Consider the following 21382-nt stretch of genomic DNA (forward strand, 5'->3'; position numbering starts at 1 on the left):
ATCAGCGCCGGGGACGTCGTCCCGCCAGCAGCGCCGCGGCCAGGACGATGACGCCCAGCAGGATGACCAGGATGTTCATCCCCGGACCGCCGCTGCGGTCATGGGTCATGTCCCAAAGCCGCCCGCCGATCATGGCCAAGCCCAGAATGATCAGCAAGACCCGGTGCTGCGGTGTCAGCCCGCCAGGCGACATATCCGGCGGCGGCGTGTCCATCACCGGACATCCCCCGCGGCCACCGTCACCGCGCCGGCCCGCCCGTCCTGGCTCAAGGCGCGATGCGCGCGGGCCAGCGCCACGCCCAGCAGGGCGACACAGATGAAATTCACGACCGCCATCGCCAGGGTCCACAGCAGGCTGACCGCCACGTCGGGGGGCGCGGTGGTGCTGGTGGTTAGCCAGTCCCCCATCACCAGGCGGTTGATGAAGAAGCAGGGAACCTGCAGCACGGCCTGGCTGACCAAGACGACACCGGTCAAGCGCCAGGCCAGGGGCGCGGCGGCGCGCCAGTAGCGGCTGAACGCCGGCGTCTCCCCGGCCAGGACGGCCATGAGCCCGATGCCCAGGCGCACTGTGACATGCAGCGCCAGGATACCAACAGCCAACGCCCCCGCCAGGATGGCCAGCCAAACGCCCGGCCCCGCCTGCTCCTCCGCCGTCGAATCGACCAGCATGGCGCGGCCGAACATCAGCACCATCAGGGCGATCAGCAGCATGAAGAAGTATAGGATCTGCCAGCCGGTGGCGGCCCATTCATTGCGGCCGAAACCCGGCTGGAGGAAGGTCACGGGCTCCTGCCCCGTCCGCACCCAGCCCCCCCAGGCGGACAGGGACCGCATGTGCGCCCAGGTCTGGAAAACGACCAAGACCAAGAAGATGAAGCCGAACTCGGCCCATTGCTCCTGACCAGGTTCGTGACCCAGGTACTGGATGCTGCGGAACTGGAAGAACAGGGCGGCGGCCAGGCTAAAGACCGCGGGCATGCCCAGGAAACGCGCGATGCGTTCAGGGGCGGCGAACACCTCACGAAAGAGGCTGCCCACTTCCCCCAAGATCGACTGGCCGTTCGACGCCATGCCCCCTCCCAAACGGGGGCGACAGCGTCCCCCGGATTGCGCGCTCGCGGGCCCCGCCGCCGTTAAATAGGCGGCAGGATGGATTGATAAGGCCCGCGCGTCCCATGGTGAAACCAGATGCCCCGATGCGCCAAGACGCCAGATGCCCCTGATACGACTGAGCGGCCGCCGTGGACCGCCCCCATGTCAGGATTGCAGCTTTGCCATCGCGGTCAAAGTGACAATGCGGAGCCGGCCGGCATGGCGGCCTTGCCTGCGGCGGGCCGCGCATCCACGCTGGACATCATGGGAAGTGGTGGGCGGTGAGGGATTTGAACCCCCGACCCGATGCGTGTAAAGCACCTGCTCTACCCCTGAGCTAACCGCCCGTCACCTTGGCCCCGCAGCGTCGTGCGCCGGGACATGACGCTTTAGCGGCCCACGGCCGGTTTGGGAACCCATTTTTTGAATCCACCGGAGCGGAAGGCGTGAAGCCCGAAATTGACGGCGGAAACAAAAAAGACGGGAACACCCTCTGGCGTCCCGTCTTATCACATCACTGGTCGGGATTGCGCCAGCATGCTGCCGGCACCAACCCGATGGTCCGCCACCTTGACTGTGGTGGACCATCACACCTGTTGTGGGGGAAAGGCGCCGCCATCGCGGCAACCGGTCCCCCAAAACCGGCGGATCAAACGGCGGTGACGCCGTTCTTAGTTCAGCGCGTCCTTCAGGCCCTTGCCGGGCTTGAACTTCGGCTGCTTGCTGGCGGCGATGGAGATCGCCTCGCCGGTGCGCGGGTTGCGGCCTTCGGAGGCGGCGCGCTCGGCAACGGCGAAGGTGCCGAAACCGACCAGGCGAACCTCGTCACCCTTCTTGAGGGCTTCGGTGATGCCCTCGAACACCGCATCGACCGCCTTGTTCGCATCAGCCTTGGACAGCTCCGCGCTAGCGGCGACAGCGGCAACGAGATCGTTCTTATTCACTTAAGGCCCCCCTTCTTGAAGCAGGATCTGACTGGATTACGTCCCGGTCGCGGGGCGCGCGCCGGGATTGGGATTCGGTTCGGACGTACGGCCCCGGGGTTATCCACCCCGGGGCCGTCGCGTCAGGCCTTCAATTCACACGATTTCTGTCCGTACTTCAATGCCGAATCACGCCATCCTGGCCCTCTTCCGCGGCTTTCGCGGCCACGGGCTCGACGACTTCCGGCTCTGACCACTCGATCGGAACCAGCGGCTGCACCAGGGCGTTGGCCAGAACCTCGTCCGCCGTCGTCACCGGGATGATGGTCAGGCCACGCTTCACATTGTCGGGAATGTCCGCGAGATCCTTCTCATTATCCTTTGGAATCAACACGGTCTTGATTCCGCCGCGCAGCGCCGCCAGCAACTTCTCCTTCAATCCGCCGATCGGCAGGACCCGGCCGCGTAGGGTGATTTCGCCAGTCATGGCGACATCCTTGCGCACGGGAATGCCCGTCAACACGGAGACGATGGAGGTGGTCATGGCGACACCGGCCGACGGACCGTCCTTAGGCGTAGCTCCTTCGGGTACGTGGACGTGGATGTCCTTGCGCTCGAAAAGCGTCGGTTTGATGCCGAACTGGGTGGAGCGGGATTTCACGAAGCTCTCGGCGGCCTGCACCAATTCCTTCATGACGTCGCCCAGCTTACCCGTCGTGGTGACCCGGCCCTTGCCGCGCAGCATCACCGCCTCGATGGTCAGCAGTTCACCGCCCACTTCGGTCCAGGCAAGACCGGTGGTGCAACCCACCAGATCCTCCTTCTCCGCCTCGCCATAGTGATACCGGCGCACGCCAGCATACTTATCGAGGTTGCGGCGGGTGATCGACACCTTGTCGACCCCCTTCATGAGGATCTCCTTGATGGCCTTGCGGGCCAGGTTGGCGATCTCACGCTCCAGGCTGCGCACGCCGGCTTCCCGGGTGTAGTAGCGGATGAGGTCGCGCAACGCATCGTCGGAGATGGTGAACTCGCCCGCCTTCAGGCCGTGTGACTTCAGCTCCTTGTCGATCAGGTGGCCGCGGGTGATCTCGATCTTCTCATCCTCGGTGTAGCCCGACAGCCGGATCACCTCCATGCGGTCCAGCAGGGGCTGGGGCATGCGCAGGGTGTTGGCCGTGCAGACGAACATCACGTCGGAGAGGTCGTAGTCCACCTCGAGGTAGTGATCGTTGAAGGTGCCGTTCTGCTCGGGGTCCAGGACCTCCAGCAGAGCGGAGGACGGATCGCCCCGCCAATCGGCGCCCAGCTTGTCGATCTCATCCAGCAGGAACAGCGGATTCGACGACTTCGCCTTTTTCATGCCCTGGATGACCTTGCCGGGCATGGAGCCGATGTAGGTGCGGCGGTGACCGCGCACCTCGGCCTCATCCCGCACACCGCCCAGTGACACGCGGACGAAGTTGCGGCCGGTGGCCTTGGCAATGGATTTGCCCAGCGAAGTCTTGCCGACGCCGGGCGGGCCGACGAGGCACAGGATGGGACCCTTCACCTTGTCCATGCGCTGCTGCACGGCCAAGTACTCCAGGATGCGCTCCTTGACCTTCTCCAGGCCGTAGTGATCGGCATCCAGGATGGCCTCGGCCCCCTTGATGTCCTTCTTCACCTTGGTGCGCTTCTTCCACGGAATGGACAGCATCCAATCCAGGTAGTTGCGCACGACGGTCGCCTCGGCGGACATGGGGCTCATGGTCCGCAGCTTCTTGACCTCGGCCAGCGCCTTTTCCCGGGCTTCCTTGCTGAAGCGGGTCTTGGCGATGCGCTCCTCGAGCTCGGCAACCTCGTCCTTGCCATCCTCGGACTCGCCGAGTTCCTTCTGGATGGCCTTCATCTGCTCGTTCAGGTAGTACTCGCGCTGGGTCTTCTCCATCTGCCGCTTGACGCGGTTGCGGATGCGCTTCTCCACCTGAAGCACGCCGATCTCGCCCTCCATGAAGGCGTAGACCTTTTCCAGCCGCTCACCCACCGTCGCCGCTTCCAGAAGCTGCTGCTTCTCTGGAATCTTCAGCGCCAGGTGCGAGGCGATGGTGTCGGCCAGCTTGCCCGGTTCCTCGATCTGGTTGACCGAGACCAGGACTTCCGGCGGGATCTTCTTGTTCAGCTTGATGTACTGCTCGAACTGGGCCACCGCGGCGCGGGCCAAAGCCTCCGCCTCCTGCGCCTCGCCCGTCTTTTCCTCGATGGGCTCGGCATAGGCCTGGAAGAAGTCCTCGCTGCGTTCAAAGCTGACGATGCGCGCGCGCTGCCCGCCTTCGACCAACACCTTCACGGTGCCATCAGGAAGCTTCAGCAGTTGCAGCACGGTACCGATGGTGCCGACGGAATAGATGTCGTCGGGCGTGGGATCGTCCTGGGCGGCGTTCTTCTGGGTGACCAGCAGGATCTGCTTGTCATCCTTCATCACGTCTTCCAGCGCGCGCACCGACTTTTCGCGCCCCACGAACAGGGGCACGATCATGTGCGGGAACACCACGATGTCGCGCAGGGGGAGGACCGGATAAAGGGTGCCTCGGGTGGCTTCCAACATAGGTCTGACCTTCCACTCAAATCTTAGCGGCCAGCCCGTGATGGGCCTGGCCTGCCATCCACCAGCCGCCCCGTCATGGGCGCGGCGTCGGGAGGTCGCCCTGGTAACGTGGCACACCGATCCCCCCCCTTCAAGGGCTTGAACCCGGTGATTTCTGCGTTAAGGACGGGAGCGGAGGCGGGAAAATCGCGCTTTTGCAAGCGTGAGCACCGGACAACCGGGCGTGATCGGGGCCAAGTGCCTGAATTCCGGTTGAAATGCGGAGCGAAGGCAAAATAAAGCCCGGGAAACCCCGCAACGAGGAGCTTCCCGGGCTGCAACTATCCAAACTGGCTACGTCGCCTGCGCGGGAACCGTCAGGCGACGGGCGCCGCCTCGGCCTTGCGGTCGGCGTAGATGTACAGCGGCTGGGCGCGGCCCTCGACCACCTCGCCATTGATGACGATCTCATCCACGCCCTGCAGGCCCGGCAGATCGAACATCGACTCCAGCAGGATGGACTCCATGATCGAACGCAGGCCACGGGCGCCGGTCTTGCGCTGGATGGCCTTGTTGGCGATCGACTTCAGCGCCTCTTCCGCGAAGGAGAGCTTCACGTCCTCCATCTCGAACAGGCGCTGATACTGCTTCACCAGCGCGTTCTTGGGCTTGGTCAGGATCTCGATCAGCGCTTCCTCGTCCAGGTCGTTCAGCGTCGCCACCACGGGCAGACGGCCAACGAATTCCGGAATGAGGCCGAACTTCAGCAGATCCTCGGGCTCCACCTCGCGCAGGACGTCGCCGGTGCGGCGGTCGTCCGGGCCCTTCACATCGGCGCCAAAACCGATGGACGTGCCCTTGCCGCGGGCGGCGATGATCTTCTCCAGGCCGGCGAAGGCGCCGCCGCAGATGAACAGGATGTTGGTCGTGTCCACCTGCAGGAATTCCTGCTGCGGATGCTTGCGGCCGCCCTGCGGCGGCACGGAGGCCACGGTGCCCTCCATGATCTTCAGCAGGGCCTGCTGCACGCCCTCACCCGACACGTCGCGGGTGATGGACGGGTTGTCGGACTTGCGGCTGATCTTGTCCACTTCGTCGATGTAGACGATGCCGCGTTGCGCCCGCTCGACATTGTAGTCGGCGGCCTGCAGCAGCTTGAGGATGATGTTTTCCACATCCTCGCCCACATAACCGGCTTCGGTCAGCGTGGTGGCGTCGGCCATGGTGAAGGGGACGTCGATGATGCGGGCCAGCGTCTGGGCCAACAGGGTCTTGCCGCAGCCCGTGGGGCCGATCAGCAGGATGTTGGATTTCGCCAGCTCGACGTCGCTGTGCTTGGTGCCGTGGGCCAGCCGCTTGTAGTGGTTGTGCACGGCGACCGAGAGGACGCGCTTCGCGTGGCTCTGCCCGATGACGTAGTCATCCAGCACCGCGCAGATGTCGCGTGGGGTGGGGACGCCGTCGCGGGACTTCACCAGCGTCGTCTTGTTCTCTTCGCGGATGATGTCCATGCACAATTCCACGCATTCATCGCAGATGAACACCGTGGGGCCGGCAATGAGCTTCCGCACCTCGTGCTGGCTCTTCCCGCAGAAGGAGCAGTAGAGGGTATTCTTCGAATCGCTGCCGGTCGACTTGGTCATAAAAGCTCCGTACATCACCGGGACAGTCACCCGGAGCCATCACGATGACGGAACCGGGGCCCGATCCTCCCGGGATCGGCCGGCGGACAAGGGGATGAACACCGCTCACCCGCCACTGCCCGCCCATTCAACACCACGGAACGCTGGGCTTTCAACCCCCCGTGTGTCGGCTTGTGTCCGGTTTCCCTGACCGGGGTATCCCGGTGGGACGGCTGGGCGGCGGAAACACCGCCCAGCCCCGGACGCTCAACGTCTCAAATCCTCATGCCGCCTGGGCTGTTCCGCCGGCGCCGGGACGGGTGGCGATGACGTCGTCGATCAGACCGAACGCCTTGGCCTCGTCCGCGGTCATGAAGTTGTCGCGCTCCATCGCCCGCTCGATCTTGTCGATCGGCTGGCCGGTATGGCGCACGTAAATCTCATTGAGGCGGTGCCGGATCTTCAGGATTTCTCGCGCCTGGATCTCGATGTCCGCAGCCTGACCCTGGGCGCCGCCGGACGGCTGATGGATCATGATGCGGCTGTTGGGCAGCGAATAGCGCCGGCCCTCGGCACCTCCGGCCAGCAGCAGCGAGCCCATGGAGGCCGCCTGGCCGATGCACAGGGTGGCCACCGGGCAGCGGATGTACTGCATGGTGTCGTAGATCGCCAGGCCCGAGGTCACGATGCCGCCCGGCGAATTGATGTAGAAGGAGATTTCCTTCGTGGGGTTTTCCGCTTCCAGGAACAGAAGCTGGGCGCAGATCAGGCTCGACACCGCGTCGTTCACGCCACCGACGAGGAAGATGATCCGTTCCTTCAACAGGCGCGAATAGATGTCGTAAGCGCGCTCACCCCGGTTGGTCTGCTCGACCACCATGGGGACCAGCGTGTTCATCTGCGGCTCAAAGTCGATCATGCCTGCTCCAGCGCTGCGTCCGACCCGGGGGCCATCCCCGGGCCCGTTGCCGGTCCGGGGGAGGGACGATCCCTCCCCCATTCCGTTTCAATACCGAGGCCCGTCAGAAACCGAAGACGGGAGACGCGACCTTAGGCCGCCGCCTCGTCCTCATCGGGATCCTGCATCAGCTCTTCAGCCGACACGGGCTTCTCCGTCACCTTAACCTGTCCCAGGATGAAGTCGACAACCTTGTCTTCAAAAACCGGGGCCCGCAGGCTTTCCACCGCCTGGGGGTTGTTCTTGAAGAAGTCGAAAACCTCACGCTCCTGGCCCGGGTAGCGCCGCACCTCGGCCAGCACGGCCTGGTTCAGCTCTTCCCTAGCCACCGTTATATTGTTCTTCTGACCGATCTCGGAAAGGACCAGACCCAAACGAACACGACGAATGGCGATATCGCGGTACTCCTTGCGGAGCTCTTCCTCGTCCTTGCCGGCGTCCTCACCGGCGTCGCCGGCCTTCAGCTCATCCTGCAGACGCTTCCAGATCTGGTCGAACTCGATATCGACCATACCCTGCGGCACCTCGAAGCTGTGCAGCTCGGCCAGCTGGTCCAGCAGGGCGCGCTTGGCGCGCAGGCGGCTCATGACGGTGTAGTCGCCGCCCAGACGGTCGCGGATGACGGTCTTCAGCGCGGCCAGATCGTCGAAGCCCAGGCCCTTGGCGAACTCATCGTCGATGGTCGCCTCGACGGCCTGCTTCACTTCCTTCACGTCCACCTCGAACACGGCGGCCTTACCGGCCAGCTCGGCGGCGTGGTAGCCCTCGGGGAAGGTGACGTTGACGGTGCGGTGGTCGCCGGCGCGGGTGCCCTCCAGCTGCTCCTCGAAGGTGTCGATGAAGCTGCCGGAGCCCAGCTCCAGCTCATGGCCCTCGCCCTTCATGCCCGGACGCTTCTCGCCATCGACGGAACCGTCGAAGTCGATGACCACGATGTCGCCCTTGGCGGACGGACGATCCTCGGTCAGCGGGGCGGAGGTCTTGCGGCCGGCGGCGATGCGGCCCAGGGCCTCGTCCACCTGCGCGTCGGTGATCTCCACCACCGGCTTCTCGATGGCGACGCCGCCGAGGTCGGCGGGCTCGAACTCGGGCAGCACCTCATAGGCCAGCTTGAATTCCAGGTCGCTCTCGGACTCGACCTCGAACTTCACGATCTCGACCTTGGGCTGCAGGGCGGGACGCAGGCTGTGCTGCTCAACCACCTTGGCGGCGCTGTCGGACATGGCCTTGTCCAGCACCTCACCCATCACCGACTGCCCATAGCGCTGCTTCAGCACCGACATCGGCACCTTGCCCGGGCGGAAGCCCGGCATGCGCACGGTCTTGCCGATTTCCTTCAATTGGGCGTCCACGCGGCCGGCCAGATCGGCGGCGGGAATGACGACCGTGTATTCGCGGCGCAGGCCTTCGGCGCTGGTCTCGGTGATGTTCATGGGACTATTCGAACCTGTCTCTGTGATCGGCCCCGGATGCCGGCATCCCCGGCCCCTGGGTGCCCGGGGCCGGACGGACCACGGGCGGTTGGGTTGATATCTCGTGCTTGGTGCGGGCGAAGGGACTCGAACCCCCACGACTTTCGTCACCGGAACCTAAATCCGGCGCGTCTACCAGTTCCGCCACGCCCGCGTCCAAACCCGGCACTATAGGTCGCCTGGGCGCCCACCCCACGGCCCCGCCCCGCCGACGCCGGCGGCGCCAAAGGGAAATAGGCATAGGAATAGCGCCCGGACCCTTCCAGGCGCCGTCCGATCTATAGCACCCGCGCACCCGCGTAAATAGGAATCTAGGCCGAGGAAGGGCCTTGGGGCACCCAAGGGCGAAGTGCCCAGGCGCGCGCGGCTATCCCACGCAACCACGGGCTTGATATGCTGCGGCCCATGCCACCCGCACCCGAGGCCGCCCCCCGCATGACCACACCGCCGACGCCCATCATCCCGGACCTGCCCCGCCCCGCCCTCACCGCCGACCGGCTGGCCGGCCGCACGGTCGACCTGGAACGGCTGGACCTGGATCGGCACGCCGCCGGCCTATGGCAGGCCATCGGCCGGCACGATACCTTGTGGGACCATATCCCCGGCGGCCCCTTCGCTGAGCCCGAGATATTCACGCAGTGGCTGCGGGACCGCATTCCCCGGCCAGGCCAGACCATCTATGTCGTGATGGACAAGACCGGCGCAGCGCCGGCACCCGCGGGCCTGCTGCTTCTGCTGAACGCCAACCCGGACATGGGCACGGTGGAGATGGGCCTGGTCTATGGTCCCGCCCTGAGCCGCAAGGTGACGGGGACGGAGGGGGTGTTCCTGCTGATCGACTACGCCCTGGGCCAATCGGGTTACCGCCGCCTGGAATGGCGCTGCGGACCGCCCAACGTCGCCTCCGTCAAGGCGGCGCTGCGCTATGGCTTCACCCATGAGGGCCTGCTGCGCCAGACCCTGTGGATGAAAGGCCGCAACTGGGATACCAACGTCTTTTCCATCCTGGATTCGGAATGGCCCACGCGCCGCCAGCGCCTGGCGGCATGGCTCGCGCCGGACAACTTCACGAGCGACGGGTCACAGATCAAGGCGTTGGGGGAATTTTGAGGGCTGGGGGCCACCGCCATGAAATTTCATGCGGCACGGACATCGCGGTGGCGCGTCGAAATACCGATCAGTGTTTCAGCACGACCTTGCCGGGTGCGCCGGCAGCAACCGCCGTGTGCGCGGCGCCGAGTTCATCCAGCAGGAATGTCTGGGCGATGGGTATGATCAATGTTCCACGGGCCGCCGCATCGAGAACCGCGTCGAGGGTGGTGGCGTCGGTCTGGTGGAAGATCTCCCGGATGGTCACGCGGTTGGCGGCGTTGGCGCCAACGGGAACTGGAACGATGCTGATGACCGTTCCACCATCGCGCACATGACTGATCAAATTGCCCGCCACCGGAGCCGCCGCGCTGATCGCGAAGTCAAAGGCGGGCGTGCTGGCCGGCAGGGTTATGTCAATCGCCTGGCCGGCCAAGGCGCGCGCCTCTTCGAGACGCTGAGGGCGAACCCCTGCTACGGGCTTTGCGCCGAGTTCCTGCAGATATTGGATGGCGGCGCGCCCCACCGAACCCAGGGCGCCTGAAACCAGCACGCGGTCGCCAGCCTTGATGCCCAGCGCGGTGACGGTCTGCCTTCCGGTCAGGCCGGCCTTCACCAATGCCGCGCCCTGTTCGAAGCTCAGATCGTCCGGCAACCGCGCAATCGAAGTGCTTGGAACGACGCCATATTCGGCATGGGCTCCACGACCATTAGCCATGAAGTCGGCGACGACGCGCTCCCCCACTGACCAGCCACTCACGCCCGCTCCGAGCTTGGCTATGATGCCGGCGGCATCACCGCCCAGGATCGCTGGGAGGGTTAAAGGTACGAACTGTGTGAAGTAGCCTTGGCGCAAATAGAGGTCGAACGGATTGACGGCCGACGCCTTGAGGCGGAGCAGCACCTCGCCCGGACCGGGCTCGGGCGTCGCAACGTCCTCGACGCCAAACTGATCGACGTCACCATAGGATTTGAGGAGAACGGCTTTCATGGGACGATTTCCTGCAGGGGGCCGCTGAGCGGGCGCGGTCTGACTATCGGATGGAGATGCTGCCGAGGCGGGTTCAGACCGCAGCCTTCTGCCGCGATGCCGGTCGCAGGATGTTGTCCAGCGCCCATGCGCCCGCGCCGGCGAAGGCGAGATAGAGGAAGATGAAGCAGAACAGGATGGCGGGCTCACCCATGTTCAGTGCGGGCCAGAAGCCCTGAGTCGCATGGGCCATGAAATAGGCGGCAGCCATCTCTCCTGACGCTATGAAGGCGGCGATGCGGGTGTGGTAGCCAGCCGCGATCAGCACCGACGTCACGACCTCGATGGCGCCGGCGATCAGCATGATGGCGGGCAGCGGATAGGGAATGCCCGGGATCGCGGCTGGGAACTGAAAGAACTTCATCGTTGCGTGTTCCAGGAACAGAAGTGCGGTGACGATCCGCAGAGTGGCCAGGACACGCGGCGTCCAAATGGCTGTGTTGATCATGGCCTCTTTCTCCCAGACAGCAGGTCAGGCGGCCGCGGCGGCCTTTTTGAGGTCCATATTTTCCTTCCAGAGCCTCATCAGGGCGGCGAAGGGCCCGTCGACATAGTTCTGGTAGATTGGCATGGTCGCAGGATCGCGGCCGGATTTCCGGGCCAGAGCAGCGATGATGTCATCCGATTCCGTGATGAATTGGCCAGGCCGGATCTGGGCCGCCGGAAAGCTCACTTTATCCAAGTGATCCTTGAGCTCGGCGCGGACCGTGTCTTCCTGCGGCGTTCCACTGCCGAAGTCGCGGGTCTCGACTTCGGCGCCAAGGCCCGCCTCCAGGATGAACAGGCGGATCTTCATACAAAAAGGGCAATTTTGCTTCAGATAGACGATGGGCTTGAAGGCTTCGGTCATGCTCATTCTCCTTGAGAAGGGGCGGCAGGAAGCGGGCCAAAGCGGAAGCTCGAAGCCGTGATTCCGCCTGCGAAATCGGTCTGGTGATAGCTAAGGGTCGCAGGCTCCGCCTCGGCGGCGCCGACGGCCACCATCAGGGGAATCAAATGGTCTTCACGCGGATGCGCTCTGCGCGCCGCAGGGGCTTGTTCCCAGTCCAAGAGGCGGGCCACACGGGCATCAGGTGCGGCATGGATCACGGTCTGCTGCAGCCAGTCGTCGAACTGGCGTGAAGACTCACGGCTGGCCTCAGTGCTCATTCTCGACAGGTTGTGGAAGCTCAAGCCGCTGCCCATGATCAGAACGCCTTCGTCGCGGAGCGGCGCGAGCGCCCGACCGACCGCGATATGCAGCGCGGGATCGAGCCCCACGTTGAGCGAGAGCTGGACGACGGGGATATCCTCATCGGGATAGAGGGGTTTCATGATGCTGAAAGTGCCGTGATCGAAGCCACGTGCCGGATCGAGCCTCGCCCCTATTCCGGCGGCACCCAGCAGTTCACGCACCCGGCGCGCCAGCTCTGGTGAACCCGGCGCGGCATAGCGGATGTGATAGAGATATTCCGGAAAGCCGCCATAGTCGTAGACCATGCCGGGCCGTTCGCCGGATGAGATCGCAAAGCCGTCGTCCTCCCAGTGACCGGAGATCACGAGAACGGAACGCGGCAGGTCGCGCAGTTCGGCGCGCATCTCGATCAGCGATTGCTCCAACTTGTCAAAGTGGCGGCGAAACTCGCCCGTCATGTACGGCCAGGGGCCTCCGCCGTGGCTGATGAAATAGGTCGGCAGGCGTCCCGCGCGCACGATTGACATCCTTGCTATGTCCCAAACTGTGGCCACCGCGGTTTTGGGTCAGCGGCGCTTTGCCACCACCAAGGTGATGATTTCCTTTTGGTGGAACAACCGCGCTTCCATTGACGAAGTGTTTCTTCTATGTTGATGATCGATGGATACGTTGATGAGTTTGCGGGTGTTTTGCACGGTGGCCGAGTTGGAGAGCTTCACGGCTGCCTCGCTCCGCCTTGGCCTGTCACCGGCCATGACCAGCAAGCATGTGCAGCGCCTGGAGGATCGGCTGGGCATTCGGTTGCTCAACCGCACCAGCCGCCATGTCAGCCTGACAGAGGCAGGCGCGCTTTATCTCGCGCAAGCCCGGCAGGCCCTTGACGGTCTGGACGAGGTCGAGGCGGCGCTCAGTAACGTCGCACTCTCACCGCGCGGAACGCTCAAGGTCAGCGCGCCTGTCTGGATCGCGACCGCCATGATGGCCGGCGTGTTGGCCGAGTATCACCGGCGCTACCCCGATGTGTGCCTCGATCTTGATCTGAGCGGCCGGATCGTCAATCTGGTCGACGAGGGCTTCGACCTCGCGCTTCGCGCCACGGCGCCCGACCGTCTCGATCCCGGCCTGATAGCCCGCCCCCTCGGCCAAATAGACTTCCGCCTGGTCTCCGCGCCCTCCTATCTCGAGCGCACGGGCCGTATCGCCAGGATTGCAGATCTCAATGGACATCAAATGCTGATGTACAGCGGCGTCAACATCGGACCGGATCTCACGTTCAACGGACCGGAGGGGCCTGAGACTGTCCGCTTCCGCATCGTGCTTCGAAGCGGGAACGAGACCATCCTTCATTTGGCGGCAGTCGAAGGAATGGGCCTTGCTCTGCTCCCTTTCTGGATGGTCCAGCCCGACGTCGCCGCCGGGCGGCTGGAGATCGTGTTGCCGGGCACGGCGGCATTCAGCACAACGCTCCACGCGGTTTACCCAAGCCGCAAATATCTCTCGGCCAAGGTCAGAACCTTTATAGACTACCTAGCGTCGCACAATGGCCCTTGCACCTACGACCCTCCCCCCAAGTAGTTCTGTCGGTGAGCTGATCGCGCATCGCGGATATCGTCGATATTGACGGGAATACGCCAAGGTCACGTCACCATGAGATTTCCGAAATCGCTCAACACCGCCCCGTGGGTTGCGCGTCGATCAGGTAAGTCGATCAGGTAATAGGCGTTTCGGCTTCAAACCCTATCCCAAAAGCACCTTGGCGCATGCATCGACGATGGCGTCGGCGTCGAGACCCTGGGCTTGGTAAAGGTCCGGGATATCGGCGGACTGGCCGAACTTTTCCACGCCCAGCGCCGCCACCGCCTGGCCACGCACCGACCCCAGCCAGGAGAGCGTCGCCGGATGCCCGTCGATGACGGTCACCAGGCGGGCGTCCGCCGGCAGGGCGGACAGCAAGCGGTGGACATGGGCCTCATGCCCCCGTCCTTGACGCTGGGCCGCCGTCCAGCCGGCGTGCAGCCGATCGGGGGAGGTCACGGCCAACAGGCCGGCGCCGGGGCAATCCTCCAGCACCTGGGCGTGGGCCTCCAGCGCCTCCGGCGCCAGGGCGCCGCAATAGACGATGGCGAATTCCGCGTCCGGCGCCGGGGGACGCAGCCAATAGCCTCCCTGGATGACGGCCTCCCGGTCCAGGCCCCCTGATTCCCCCCGCCCGGGCTGGTCCACCTGCCGGGTACTGAGGCGCAGGTAGAGGGAGCCGCCATCCGGCCGCTGCATATGGTCGAAGCCCCAGGCCATGATGGCGGCCAGTTCATCCACGAAGGCGGGCTCATAGCTGGAGACGTTGGGCAGGCCCATGCCGATCAGCGGCGTGACGATGGATTGGTGCGCGCCGCCCTCCGGCGCCAGGGTGACGCCCGAGGGGGTGGCCACCACCATGAAGCGGGCATCCTGGTAGGCCGCGTAGTTCATGGCGTCCAGGCCGCGCTTGATGAAGGGATCGTACAGGGTGCCGATAGGCAGCAGCCGGGCCCCGAACAAGTCGTGGCTGAGGCCCAATGCCGCCAGCATCAGGAACAGGTTGTGCTCGGCGATGCCCAACTCGATGTGCTGGCCACCGGGCGCGCCCTGCCAGCGCTGGGCGGACACCACCTTCTGTTCGCGGAAAATGTCCTGGGTCTCCTGCCGCGCGAACAGGCCACGCCGGTTCACCCAGGGACCCAGATTGGTGGATACGGTGACATCGGGCGAGGTGGTGACGATGCGGGCGGCCAGGTCGTCGTCACCCTTGGCGATCTCGCCCAAAATCTTGCCGAAGCCCTCCTGCGTCGACATGCGGGCGCCCAAATCCACCGCCAGGGTGGGCGGCACCGGGATGGCCGCGCCTTTGAGGCGACGGCTGGCGCGCCCAGGCCCCGTTCCTTGCGCGAAGGGAACCTGGGCGAGGAAGGCGTCCAGGTCGGCCGGCTCCACGTCCAGGCCGGCGTGCCGGTCCCATTCCTGGCCTTCGGCCAGGCCGCAAGCCGCCTTGAAGGCCGCCATCTGCTCTGGATTCATCAGGCCGGCATGGTTGTCCTTGTGCCCCTGGAAGGGCAGCCCCCGGCCCTTGACCGTGTAGGCGATGAAGCAGGCCGGCCGGTCGTCGGTGGTGCCGTGGAAGGTTTCCAGCAGGGTGGGCAGATCATGGCCCGCCAGGTTGGTCATGAGCCCGCCCAGGGCCGCGTCGTCATGGGCGTCCAGGATATGGCGGATGCCGCGCGTGTCGCCCAGGTCACGGATCAATGCCTCGCGCCAGGCGGCCCCGCCCTTGAAGGTCAGCGCGGAATAGAGCTGGTTGGGGCAGGTGTCGATCCACTGGCGCAGGGCGTCGCCGCCCTCCTGCACGAAGGCGGCCTGCAGCTTCTTGCCGTACTTCAGGATCTGCACGTTCCAGTCCAGCGAGCGGAACATGCCCTCAATCGGCACCCACAGCCGGTCCGACACCACGCTGTCCAGGCTCTGGCGGTTATAGTCGATGATCCACCAGGTATTGCGCAGGTCGTGCTTCCAGCCCTCCAGCATGGCCTCGAAAACGTTGCCCTCGTCCATCTCGGCGTCGCCCACCAGGGCGACCATACGCCCCTCCGGCTGGTCCGACAGCCCCTTGAGGCGCACATAGTCCTGGACCAGGGAGGCGAAGGCGGTGACCGCCACGCCCAGCCCCACCGATCCGGTGGAAAAATCCACGTCATCGGTGTCCTTGGTGCGCGACGGGTAGCTTTGCGCGCCCCCCAGGGCGCGGAAGCGTTCCAGCTTCTCCCTGGTCTGGCGGCCCAGCATGTACTGGATGGCGTGGAAGACGGGGCTGGCGTGGGGTTTCACCGCCACCCGGTCCTGCGGCCGCAGAACGTCGAAGTACAGGGCCGTCATGATGCTGGCCAGCGAGGCGCTGGAGGCCTGGTGGCCGCCCACCTTCAAGCCATCGCGCGACGGGCGGATATGGTTGGCGTTGTGGATGGTCCAGGCCGACAGCCAGAGCACCTTGCGCTCCAGCGCCTCCAGCAGGCGGATCTTGTCGGGGTGGGTGGCGGAAACGGTCGAGGCGTCAGGCATGCCGCGTGTCTTCCCTCAGGGGTGGGGCGCCCATGGGCCTAAGGCCCGGCGCCCGCTCATACCCAGGGTTATAGACCCGCGCGCGGCGCCCCTGAAGACCGGTGTTCAAAATTTTTGGCGCCTGAAAGTTTTGACACCACGCGCTAACCCTCCCGGGTGGCCGCCTGGGACCGCGCGGCCGGACGCGCGCCATCCTCCGGCCCTTGCAGCACCCCCTCGATGGCGGCGCGCAGAACCTCCGGCAGGTAGGGCTTGTGGATTAGGGTGCAGCCGGTGGCCGACGCCTCCTGGATGCGGGCGGGATCGGTATCCCCCGTCACGATGATGCCCGGAAGGTGGCGCCGCAGTTCATTGCCCAGGCGGGCGACCAGTTGCACGCCGTTGAGTTGTCCGGGCAGGCGGAAATCGCTGATCACCAGGCCGGGCAGGGGACCGGCACCGCGGATGGCGACCATGGCCTCGTCGGAACCGGCCGCGGTGATGACGCGATACCCCCAGCTTTCGATGATGGCGCCCAGCGCCAGGCGCTGCAGCGGGTCGTCCTCCACCGCCAGGATGGTCCGCGGGTCGCTGTCGCGTTGGGCCGGACGCTGGCTGTCCCGGGGAAAGGCCACCAGACTGTCGCCACCGGGCGCCACCGCCGCCGGTACGGCGGGCACCAGGAGCGAGAAGACGGAACCGCGGCCGGGAAAGGAGCGCACCGTGACGGGAATGCCCAGCAGGCGGGCCATGCGGCGGACGATGCCCAGCCCCAAGCCCAGGCCCTTGGCACGGTCCCGCTCGGGGTTGTTCAGCTGAACGAAATCCTCGAAGACGGCGCCTAATTGGTCCGGGGCGATCCCGGCGCCGGTGTCCCAAACCTGGACCAGCAGGGCATTGCCCCGCCGACGGGTGGAAACCAGCACGCGCCCCCCGCGCGGGGTGTAGCGCACGGCGTTCGTCAGCAGGTTGCGCAGAATGCATTTCAGTAGGACGGGGTCGGTATCCGCGTCCGCCAGCGCCGCCTGCGGGCCGGTCTTGGCGCCCGCACGCAAGCGGATGTCCACGCCCGCCTTCTCCGCGTCGCCGCGGATGGCGCTGACCAAGCCGGCCAGGGTATTTTCCAACGAAAAGCGCTGGGGGTTCACCCGCACCGTGCCGGCGTCCAACACCGATATGTCCAGCAGGGCGCGCAACAGTTCCTCGCCAGAGGACAGCGCCTCGCCCATGCCGGCGATGAGCTTGCGATCCAACGCTGTCGCCACGCCAGTGATCGCGGCGCCCAGCGTCGCCCGCTCGCTCAACATGGTGTGATAGAGACGCATGGTCTGCAACGGCTGGCGCAGGTCGTGGCTGATGGCCGCGAGGAAGACCGACTTGGCGCGGTTGGCCTTCTCCGCCTCCTCCGCCCGCGCTTGGCTTTCCGCCAATGCCGCGTCCAGGGATTCATAAAGCTGGACGTTGGTCAGCGCGACCGCGGTGGAATGGGCCACCGCCTGCAACAACGCGACCTCTCCCGGCGTCGGCTGGCGCACCGCCGCCCAATAGGCGCCGATGGCGGCGATCGGTTCATCCACGCGCACGGGAACCATCACCAGGCTTTTCACGAAGGTGGGACGATAGGCGTCATGGGGAACGCGGTCGTCCTGGTAAATGTCGGGAATGACCGCCGGCCGGCGGTTCAACATGACCCAGCCGGAAATGCAGGTGGACAAGGGGAAGCGGCGCCCCTTCCACAAGGGACCGATGGCATCCTCGTCCACGTAGTGGCACAGGTCCCCCTCGCGCAGGACGATGGTGACGCCGTCAGCGCCGCTCAACGCGCGAGCAGCGCGGCGCACCAGGGCCATGACACTGGCCATGTCGCGGCAGAACGACAGCGCCTGAACCAGCTCGATCAAACCCACCGCGAGACCGTCAACGGCCACCAAGGGGGCCTGCGAGGTCATGGGAACGGGTGTCTGTGCGACCAAGGGAGATGTGAGCCTCAAAGGGGCCGCGGGCGTGCCCGGCTGGACGGCATCGGCCGTGGGGGGCATCGCGTCTTTCCATCCCATGCCGTCCGCCCCGTTCGCATCCGTTCAGGGACACCGATGGCGGCCGGTTACATAGAACCGGCCTCCTTGGATGGAGGCCCCACATAAGACGATGGGGACATTCCGCCAGTTGTTCCAGCGTCCTAGCGGGCTACCCCGTCAGGCGAGGCGGGCGGGCGACGGGCACCCTGGCTCAGTTAACGACGCGCTCGTTGAACAGCCGGCTGAAGCTTTCCGCCGACAGGGTGCGCTGGTCCGGGGCGCTGCCGTCCTCGGCCAGGTTATTGCGCACCATGAAGCGCACATGCGGAATATGAAAACTGTCCGTGGTGATGGTCAAAACCTCCGCCGTTTCCGTGACACTGCCGGAAACGACGCGGCGGTACTGCGCACCGACCTGCAACGGATCGTCCAGGCGCGACCGGCGAAAAAGAGAGAAGCCCACACCCGCCCCCCTATAAAGCAGGCCCCCGGCCAACCCCAGACAACGGGGCGATGATCGGCCACGGCGCCAGACGTTCGGGATAAAGGCCCCGCCGCCTTGCCCCACCCGCGCCAGCTCGACCCAGCCCACAACCAAAACGCGATTCACGAATACTTGAAACGCGAAGCGCGACCCAAACTGCCAAAGACACAGATGCCGCAAGCAGAGATGGTTCGGTGTGTGGATATTGCGCCGATCAATCGCCCCCTGTTAAGGACGACTGTCGCAAGGCAGTTTCAGTTCGAATTGGAGAGTATCCGATTGTTTTTATAGGGGCAATGCTTTTGGTGTATGCCGAAAATCGAATTTCAAATATTCCCCTTCGCCCTTCATGGGCATCGAAGAGACCTGAAAAGGTCGTGACGGCCGCCAAGGAGAAGGCGCGGCATTATATACAATTTTATGGGTTTTCTATTTGATTGCGGCTATGTCGAGGTCATCCGTCGACCGCAACAGCGCCGACAAAAGGGCCGGCACCTGCTCGGGCAGGTCTTCCGCGACCAGGCCGGGGCCGAAGCGAACCGCCGCCCGCGCGTGCAGCCAGGCGGCGGCCTGGGCGGCGCGAAAGGCATCCATGCCGCCCGCCAGCAGCCCCACGCACAGTCCCGCCAGCACATCGCCCGACCCGGCGGTGGCCAAGGTGGCTGGCCCGCCCGCCTCAATCACCGCGCGGCCGTCAGGGTGGGCGATGACGGTGTCCGCCCCCTTCAGCAGGACGACGGCGCCCAGATGCCGGGCCGCCACCCGCGCGCGGGACAGCTTGTCCGCGCCCGAAGCGGTGGAGGACAGGATCGGGTGGCCGGCGCCAAACAGCCGGGCGAATTCCCCCTCATGCGGCGTCAGCACGACCCGCCCCGTGAGATGCGGGCGCAGCGCATCGGCCGCGCCGGCAAAGGCGGTGAAAACATCAGCGTCCAGCACCAGGCCGAAATCGGGGCCCCGCCGCCCGGCCGCCGCCACCAAGGCATGCAGCAAGGCCCGTGACGCGTCATCCGTGCCGGCGCCGGGGCCGAACACGGCGGCGGCGACACGGGCATCCGCCACCATGTCCGCCGCGGCGGCCGCGTCCGCCATCGGACGCACGATCTGGCTGGGACTGGAAAGACGGTAGACCAATTCCGCCGCCGGCGGGCTGGCCACCGTCACCATGCCGGCCCCGACCCGTTGCGCCGCCCGCGCGGCCAGACGGGCGGCGCCTGTCATGACCGCCCCGCCCACGACCAAGGCATGGCCCCGCCGGTATTTGTGATCGTCAACGCGCGGTCGTGGCAGAGCGTCCACGAACAGGGCCGGCCCGTTCTCCCACACGTCGCTCGCCACCGCCGGCCCGTCCAGCACGCCCTCGGGTATTCCAATATCCGCCACACGGGTGGCGCCACAGGCCACACGGCCAGGCAGAAGCAGGTGGCCGGGCTTTTTGCGGAAGAAGGTGACGGTGAGGTCGGCCTGGACCATGCCCCCCTCTTCCATCGGGCGGCTACCCACGGGATGGCCGGTGTCCGCGTCCAGACCGCTGGGCACGTCCACCGCCACCACCATGGCGCCGTCCCGGCGCGCCGCCGCCATCGCCACCACCAATTCCCTCGCGGCACCGGACAGCGGACGTGTAAGCCCCGTGCCGAAGAGGGCGTCGATCACCACCGCGGCCCCGTTCAACACCCGCGACTCGGCCGCCAGCACCGAGTCTCGCCCCCAGGCCCCCACCCATTCGGCGGCGGCCAGGGCGGCATCCCCCGTTAGCCGGTCCAGTTCCCCCAGCAGGGCCAGGCGCACAGGCCAACCGGCGGCCGCCAGATGGCGGGCCGCGACGAAGCCATCGCCCCCGTTGTTGCCGGGCCCGCACAGCACGGCCACCGGCGCCACGCCCTGGCCGCCACGCTGATGGGCCATGACGGCATCCGCCACGGCCCGGCCCGCATGCTCCATCAAGGTGATGCCGGATACCCCACCGGCGATGGCGGCGGCATCGGCAGCCCGCATGCGGGCGACGGACAGCAAGACGTTCATGGAGGCGGGCGGGAATAGGGAAGCGGCGCGCGGGGGCATAGGGCGGACACTCGGCGGCGGGGCGACCTGAAGTTGATCCCGGCATCGGCAGGACAACGCACCACTGGCGGCGCCGGGGATGTCCGGTTACAATGGCGCCGTCCGTAACCACCCGTCGAGGGCTTATGTCCACCATTTGGGGACCGGGTACGTTGATCCTGGCCAGTTGGGCCACCATTGCCGCCTGGGGCGGCCGCCTTCTTCACCAACGAAAAAAACGCCTGCGGGCCGTATTCGCCCACGACCTGTCCCTAGCCACGGAGCGCTTCCGCCTACGCCAAGGCCTGGACGCGACCGCCGCCGCCTTCTGGGAACGGGAATTCCGCCGCTATTTCGGGCTGATGGCAACGCCCCCGGCGTGGGCCGCCGGTCGGCCCCTGGGGGCGCCGGACAGCCAAGTGGATGATTATTGGCATGAGCTGGTGCTGTGCACCGCGCTTTATGCCGACTATTGCCGGGCGGCGGCGGGGCGGTTCATTCACCACCATGTCGGCGCGGGCAGCGCCGAGGCCTACGCCCGCACCTGGCTGGCCTATGAGGCATGCTACGGCGTGCCCGACCCGCAAGCCTGGCCGGTCCCCAGCCCCATGGCCATCGCCTGGGTGCAGAAGACCCGGGGCGACCAGGGTGGCGGGACGGAGGCCTCCACCGGCTGGGACAGCGGAAGCGGCCCAGCCCACGGCTCCTGCGGGGGCGGTCATGGGCATGGGGCTGGCCATGGTGGGGACGGCCACGGCGGATGCGGCGGCCATGGCGGTTGCGGAGGCGGCAGTTGCGGCGGCCATTGAGGCCTTAAGCGAGCCTTCCCGCCGAGCGCAC

The 21382-nt window shown here is 65.9% G+C and carries 18 protein-coding genes and 2 tRNA genes; 3 read left to right on the forward strand and 17 right to left on the reverse strand.

The window, feature by feature from the left end; all coding sequences use genetic code 11:
* Position 1 precedes the first annotated feature (1 nt).
* The 9 genes from UCD39_RS02865 to UCD39_RS02905 form a co-directional block, all read right to left on the reverse strand.
* Positions 2–214: a hypothetical protein gene (locus tag UCD39_RS02865; RefSeq protein ID WP_145732244.1), complete on the reverse strand. Its 213-nt coding sequence runs from the start codon at positions 212–214 to the stop codon at positions 2–4.
* Positions 214–1074, reverse strand: coding sequence for a hypothetical protein (locus UCD39_RS02870; protein WP_330494608.1), 861 nt, complete (start codon positions 1072–1074; stop codon positions 214–216). The genes UCD39_RS02865 and UCD39_RS02870 overlap by 1 nt, the downstream gene beginning before the upstream one ends.
* A gap of 293 nt (positions 1075–1367) precedes the next feature.
* Positions 1368–1442: transfer RNA gene (locus UCD39_RS02875), tRNA-Val, on the reverse strand.
* 324 nt (positions 1443–1766) lie between these two features.
* Positions 1767–2039 carry a non-specific DNA-binding protein Hbs gene (gene hbs, locus UCD39_RS02880; protein WP_004274300.1) on the reverse strand — a complete coding sequence of 91 codons (273 nt, stop codon included), beginning with the start codon at positions 2037–2039 and terminating at the stop codon, positions 1767–1769.
* Between the two features lie 157 nt (positions 2040–2196).
* Positions 2197–4605, reverse strand: coding sequence for an endopeptidase La (lon, locus tag UCD39_RS02885; RefSeq protein ID WP_330494609.1), 2409 nt, complete (start codon positions 4603–4605; stop codon positions 2197–2199).
* 356 nt (positions 4606–4961) lie between these two features.
* Complete coding sequence (gene clpX / locus UCD39_RS02890) at positions 4962–6227, reverse strand: ATP-dependent Clp protease ATP-binding subunit ClpX (protein ID WP_040849805.1); 1266 nt, start codon at positions 6225–6227, stop codon at positions 4962–4964.
* A 262-nt stretch (positions 6228–6489) separates the two neighbouring features.
* The gene (gene clpP, locus UCD39_RS02895) at positions 6490–7125 is read right to left on the reverse strand and encodes an ATP-dependent Clp endopeptidase proteolytic subunit ClpP (RefSeq protein ID WP_145732251.1); all 636 of its coding nucleotides are present in this window, start codon (positions 7123–7125) and stop codon (positions 6490–6492) included.
* 131 nt (positions 7126–7256) lie between these two features.
* A complete protein-coding gene (tig, locus tag UCD39_RS02900) occupies positions 7257–8597 on the reverse strand; it encodes a trigger factor (protein ID WP_330494610.1) in 1341 nt (446 codons plus the stop codon).
* A gap of 108 nt (positions 8598–8705) precedes the next feature.
* Positions 8706–8790: transfer RNA gene (locus UCD39_RS02905), tRNA-Leu, on the reverse strand.
* A 251-nt stretch (positions 8791–9041) separates the two neighbouring features.
* On the opposite strand from UCD39_RS02905, the gene UCD39_RS02910 reads away from it, so the two are divergent.
* Positions 9042–9746, forward strand: coding sequence for a GNAT family N-acetyltransferase (locus UCD39_RS02910; RefSeq protein WP_330494611.1), 705 nt, complete (start codon positions 9042–9044; stop codon positions 9744–9746).
* A 67-nt stretch (positions 9747–9813) separates the two neighbouring features.
* Here UCD39_RS02910 and UCD39_RS02915 read toward each other — a convergent pair whose 3' ends face one another.
* From UCD39_RS02915 to UCD39_RS02930, 4 genes are all read right to left on the reverse strand, one after another.
* Positions 9814–10716 carry an NADP-dependent oxidoreductase gene (locus tag UCD39_RS02915; protein ID WP_330494612.1) on the reverse strand — a complete coding sequence of 301 codons (903 nt, stop codon included), beginning with the start codon at positions 10714–10716 and terminating at the stop codon, positions 9814–9816.
* A 73-nt stretch (positions 10717–10789) separates the two neighbouring features.
* Positions 10790–11203, reverse strand: a complete 414-nt coding sequence (locus UCD39_RS02920) for a DoxX family protein (RefSeq protein WP_330494613.1) — start codon at positions 11201–11203, stop codon at positions 10790–10792.
* A 24-nt stretch (positions 11204–11227) separates the two neighbouring features.
* Entirely contained in the window at positions 11228–11605 is a 378-nt protein-coding gene (locus UCD39_RS02925; RefSeq protein ID WP_330494614.1) for a glutathione S-transferase N-terminal domain-containing protein, read from the reverse strand.
* 2 nt (positions 11606–11607) lie between these two features.
* On the reverse strand, positions 11608–12447 hold the full coding sequence (locus UCD39_RS02930) for a DODA-type extradiol aromatic ring-opening family dioxygenase (protein WP_330494615.1): 840 nt from the start codon (positions 12445–12447) through the stop codon (positions 11608–11610).
* Between the two features lie 154 nt (positions 12448–12601).
* Between UCD39_RS02930 and UCD39_RS02935 the strand changes: the two genes are divergently transcribed.
* Complete coding sequence (locus UCD39_RS02935; protein ID WP_330494616.1) at positions 12602–13504, forward strand: LysR family transcriptional regulator; 903 nt, start codon at positions 12602–12604, stop codon at positions 13502–13504.
* A 162-nt stretch (positions 13505–13666) separates the two neighbouring features.
* On the opposite strand, the gene UCD39_RS02940 is transcribed toward UCD39_RS02935, so the two are convergent.
* The 4 genes from UCD39_RS02940 to UCD39_RS02955 form a co-directional block, all read right to left on the reverse strand.
* Positions 13667–16018, reverse strand: coding sequence for a thiamine pyrophosphate-binding protein (locus UCD39_RS02940; RefSeq protein WP_330494617.1), 2352 nt, complete (start codon positions 16016–16018; stop codon positions 13667–13669).
* Between the two features lie 143 nt (positions 16019–16161).
* Positions 16162–17946, reverse strand: coding sequence for a hybrid sensor histidine kinase/response regulator (locus UCD39_RS02945; protein WP_330494618.1), 1785 nt, complete (start codon positions 17944–17946; stop codon positions 16162–16164).
* Positions 17947–18226: 280 nt separating this feature from the next.
* The gene (locus tag UCD39_RS02950; RefSeq protein ID WP_330494619.1) at positions 18227–18478 is read right to left on the reverse strand and encodes a hypothetical protein; all 252 of its coding nucleotides are present in this window, start codon (positions 18476–18478) and stop codon (positions 18227–18229) included.
* 450 nt (positions 18479–18928) lie between these two features.
* Positions 18929–20524: an NAD(P)H-hydrate dehydratase gene (locus tag UCD39_RS02955; RefSeq protein ID WP_330494620.1), complete on the reverse strand. Its 1596-nt coding sequence runs from the start codon at positions 20522–20524 to the stop codon at positions 18929–18931.
* Positions 20525–20688: 164 nt separating this feature from the next.
* Between UCD39_RS02955 and UCD39_RS02960 the strand changes: the two genes are divergently transcribed.
* Positions 20689–21351, forward strand: coding sequence for a UCP032817 domain-containing protein (locus UCD39_RS02960; protein WP_330494621.1), 663 nt, complete (start codon positions 20689–20691; stop codon positions 21349–21351).
* The last annotated feature ends 31 nt before the right edge of the window (positions 21352–21382 follow it).

Source organism: Nitrospirillum karajorum, assembly GCF_036348415.1.
Taxonomy (GTDB): Bacteria; Pseudomonadota; Alphaproteobacteria; order Azospirillales; family Azospirillaceae; genus Nitrospirillum; species Nitrospirillum amazonense_B.

Bases quoted from the DNA above. Each gene is read 5' to 3' on its own strand.
- UCD39_RS02870 (WP_330494608.1), bottom strand. From the start codon at position 1,074: ATGGCGTCGAACGGCCAGTCGATCTTGGGGGAAGTGGGCAGCCTCTTT.
- UCD39_RS02935 (WP_330494616.1), top strand. From the start codon at position 12,602: ATGAGTTTGCGGGTGTTTTGCACGGTGGCCGAGTTGGAGAGCTTCACG.
- UCD39_RS02910 (WP_330494611.1), top strand. From the start codon at position 9,042: ATGCCACCCGCACCCGAGGCCGCCCCCCGCATGACCACACCGCCGACG.
- clpX (WP_040849805.1), bottom strand. From the start codon at position 6,227: ATGACCAAGTCGACCGGCAGCGATTCGAAGAATACCCTCTACTGCTCC.
- UCD39_RS02955 (WP_330494620.1), bottom strand. From the start codon at position 20,524: ATGAACGTCTTGCTGTCCGTCGCCCGCATGCGGGCTGCCGATGCCGCC.
- UCD39_RS02920 (WP_330494613.1), bottom strand. From the start codon at position 11,203: ATGATCAACACAGCCATTTGGACGCCGCGTGTCCTGGCCACTCTGCGG.
- UCD39_RS02940 (WP_330494617.1), bottom strand. From the start codon at position 16,018: ATGCCTGACGCCTCGACCGTTTCCGCCACCCACCCCGACAAGATCCGC.
- UCD39_RS02865 (WP_145732244.1), bottom strand. From the start codon at position 214: ATGGACACGCCGCCGCCGGATATGTCGCCTGGCGGGCTGACACCGCAG.
- UCD39_RS02915 (WP_330494612.1), bottom strand. From the start codon at position 10,716: ATGAAAGCCGTTCTCCTCAAATCCTATGGTGACGTCGATCAGTTTGGC.
- UCD39_RS02945 (WP_330494618.1), bottom strand. From the start codon at position 17,946: ATGACCTCGCAGGCCCCCTTGGTGGCCGTTGACGGTCTCGCGGTGGGT.
- tig (WP_330494610.1), bottom strand. From the start codon at position 8,597: ATGAACATCACCGAGACCAGCGCCGAAGGCCTGCGCCGCGAATACACG.
- UCD39_RS02925 (WP_330494614.1), bottom strand. From the start codon at position 11,605: ATGACCGAAGCCTTCAAGCCCATCGTCTATCTGAAGCAAAATTGCCCT.
- UCD39_RS02960 (WP_330494621.1), top strand. From the start codon at position 20,689: ATGTCCACCATTTGGGGACCGGGTACGTTGATCCTGGCCAGTTGGGCC.
- clpP (WP_145732251.1), bottom strand. From the start codon at position 7,125: ATGATCGACTTTGAGCCGCAGATGAACACGCTGGTCCCCATGGTGGTC.
- lon (WP_330494609.1), bottom strand. From the start codon at position 4,605: ATGTTGGAAGCCACCCGAGGCACCCTTTATCCGGTCCTCCCCCTGCGC.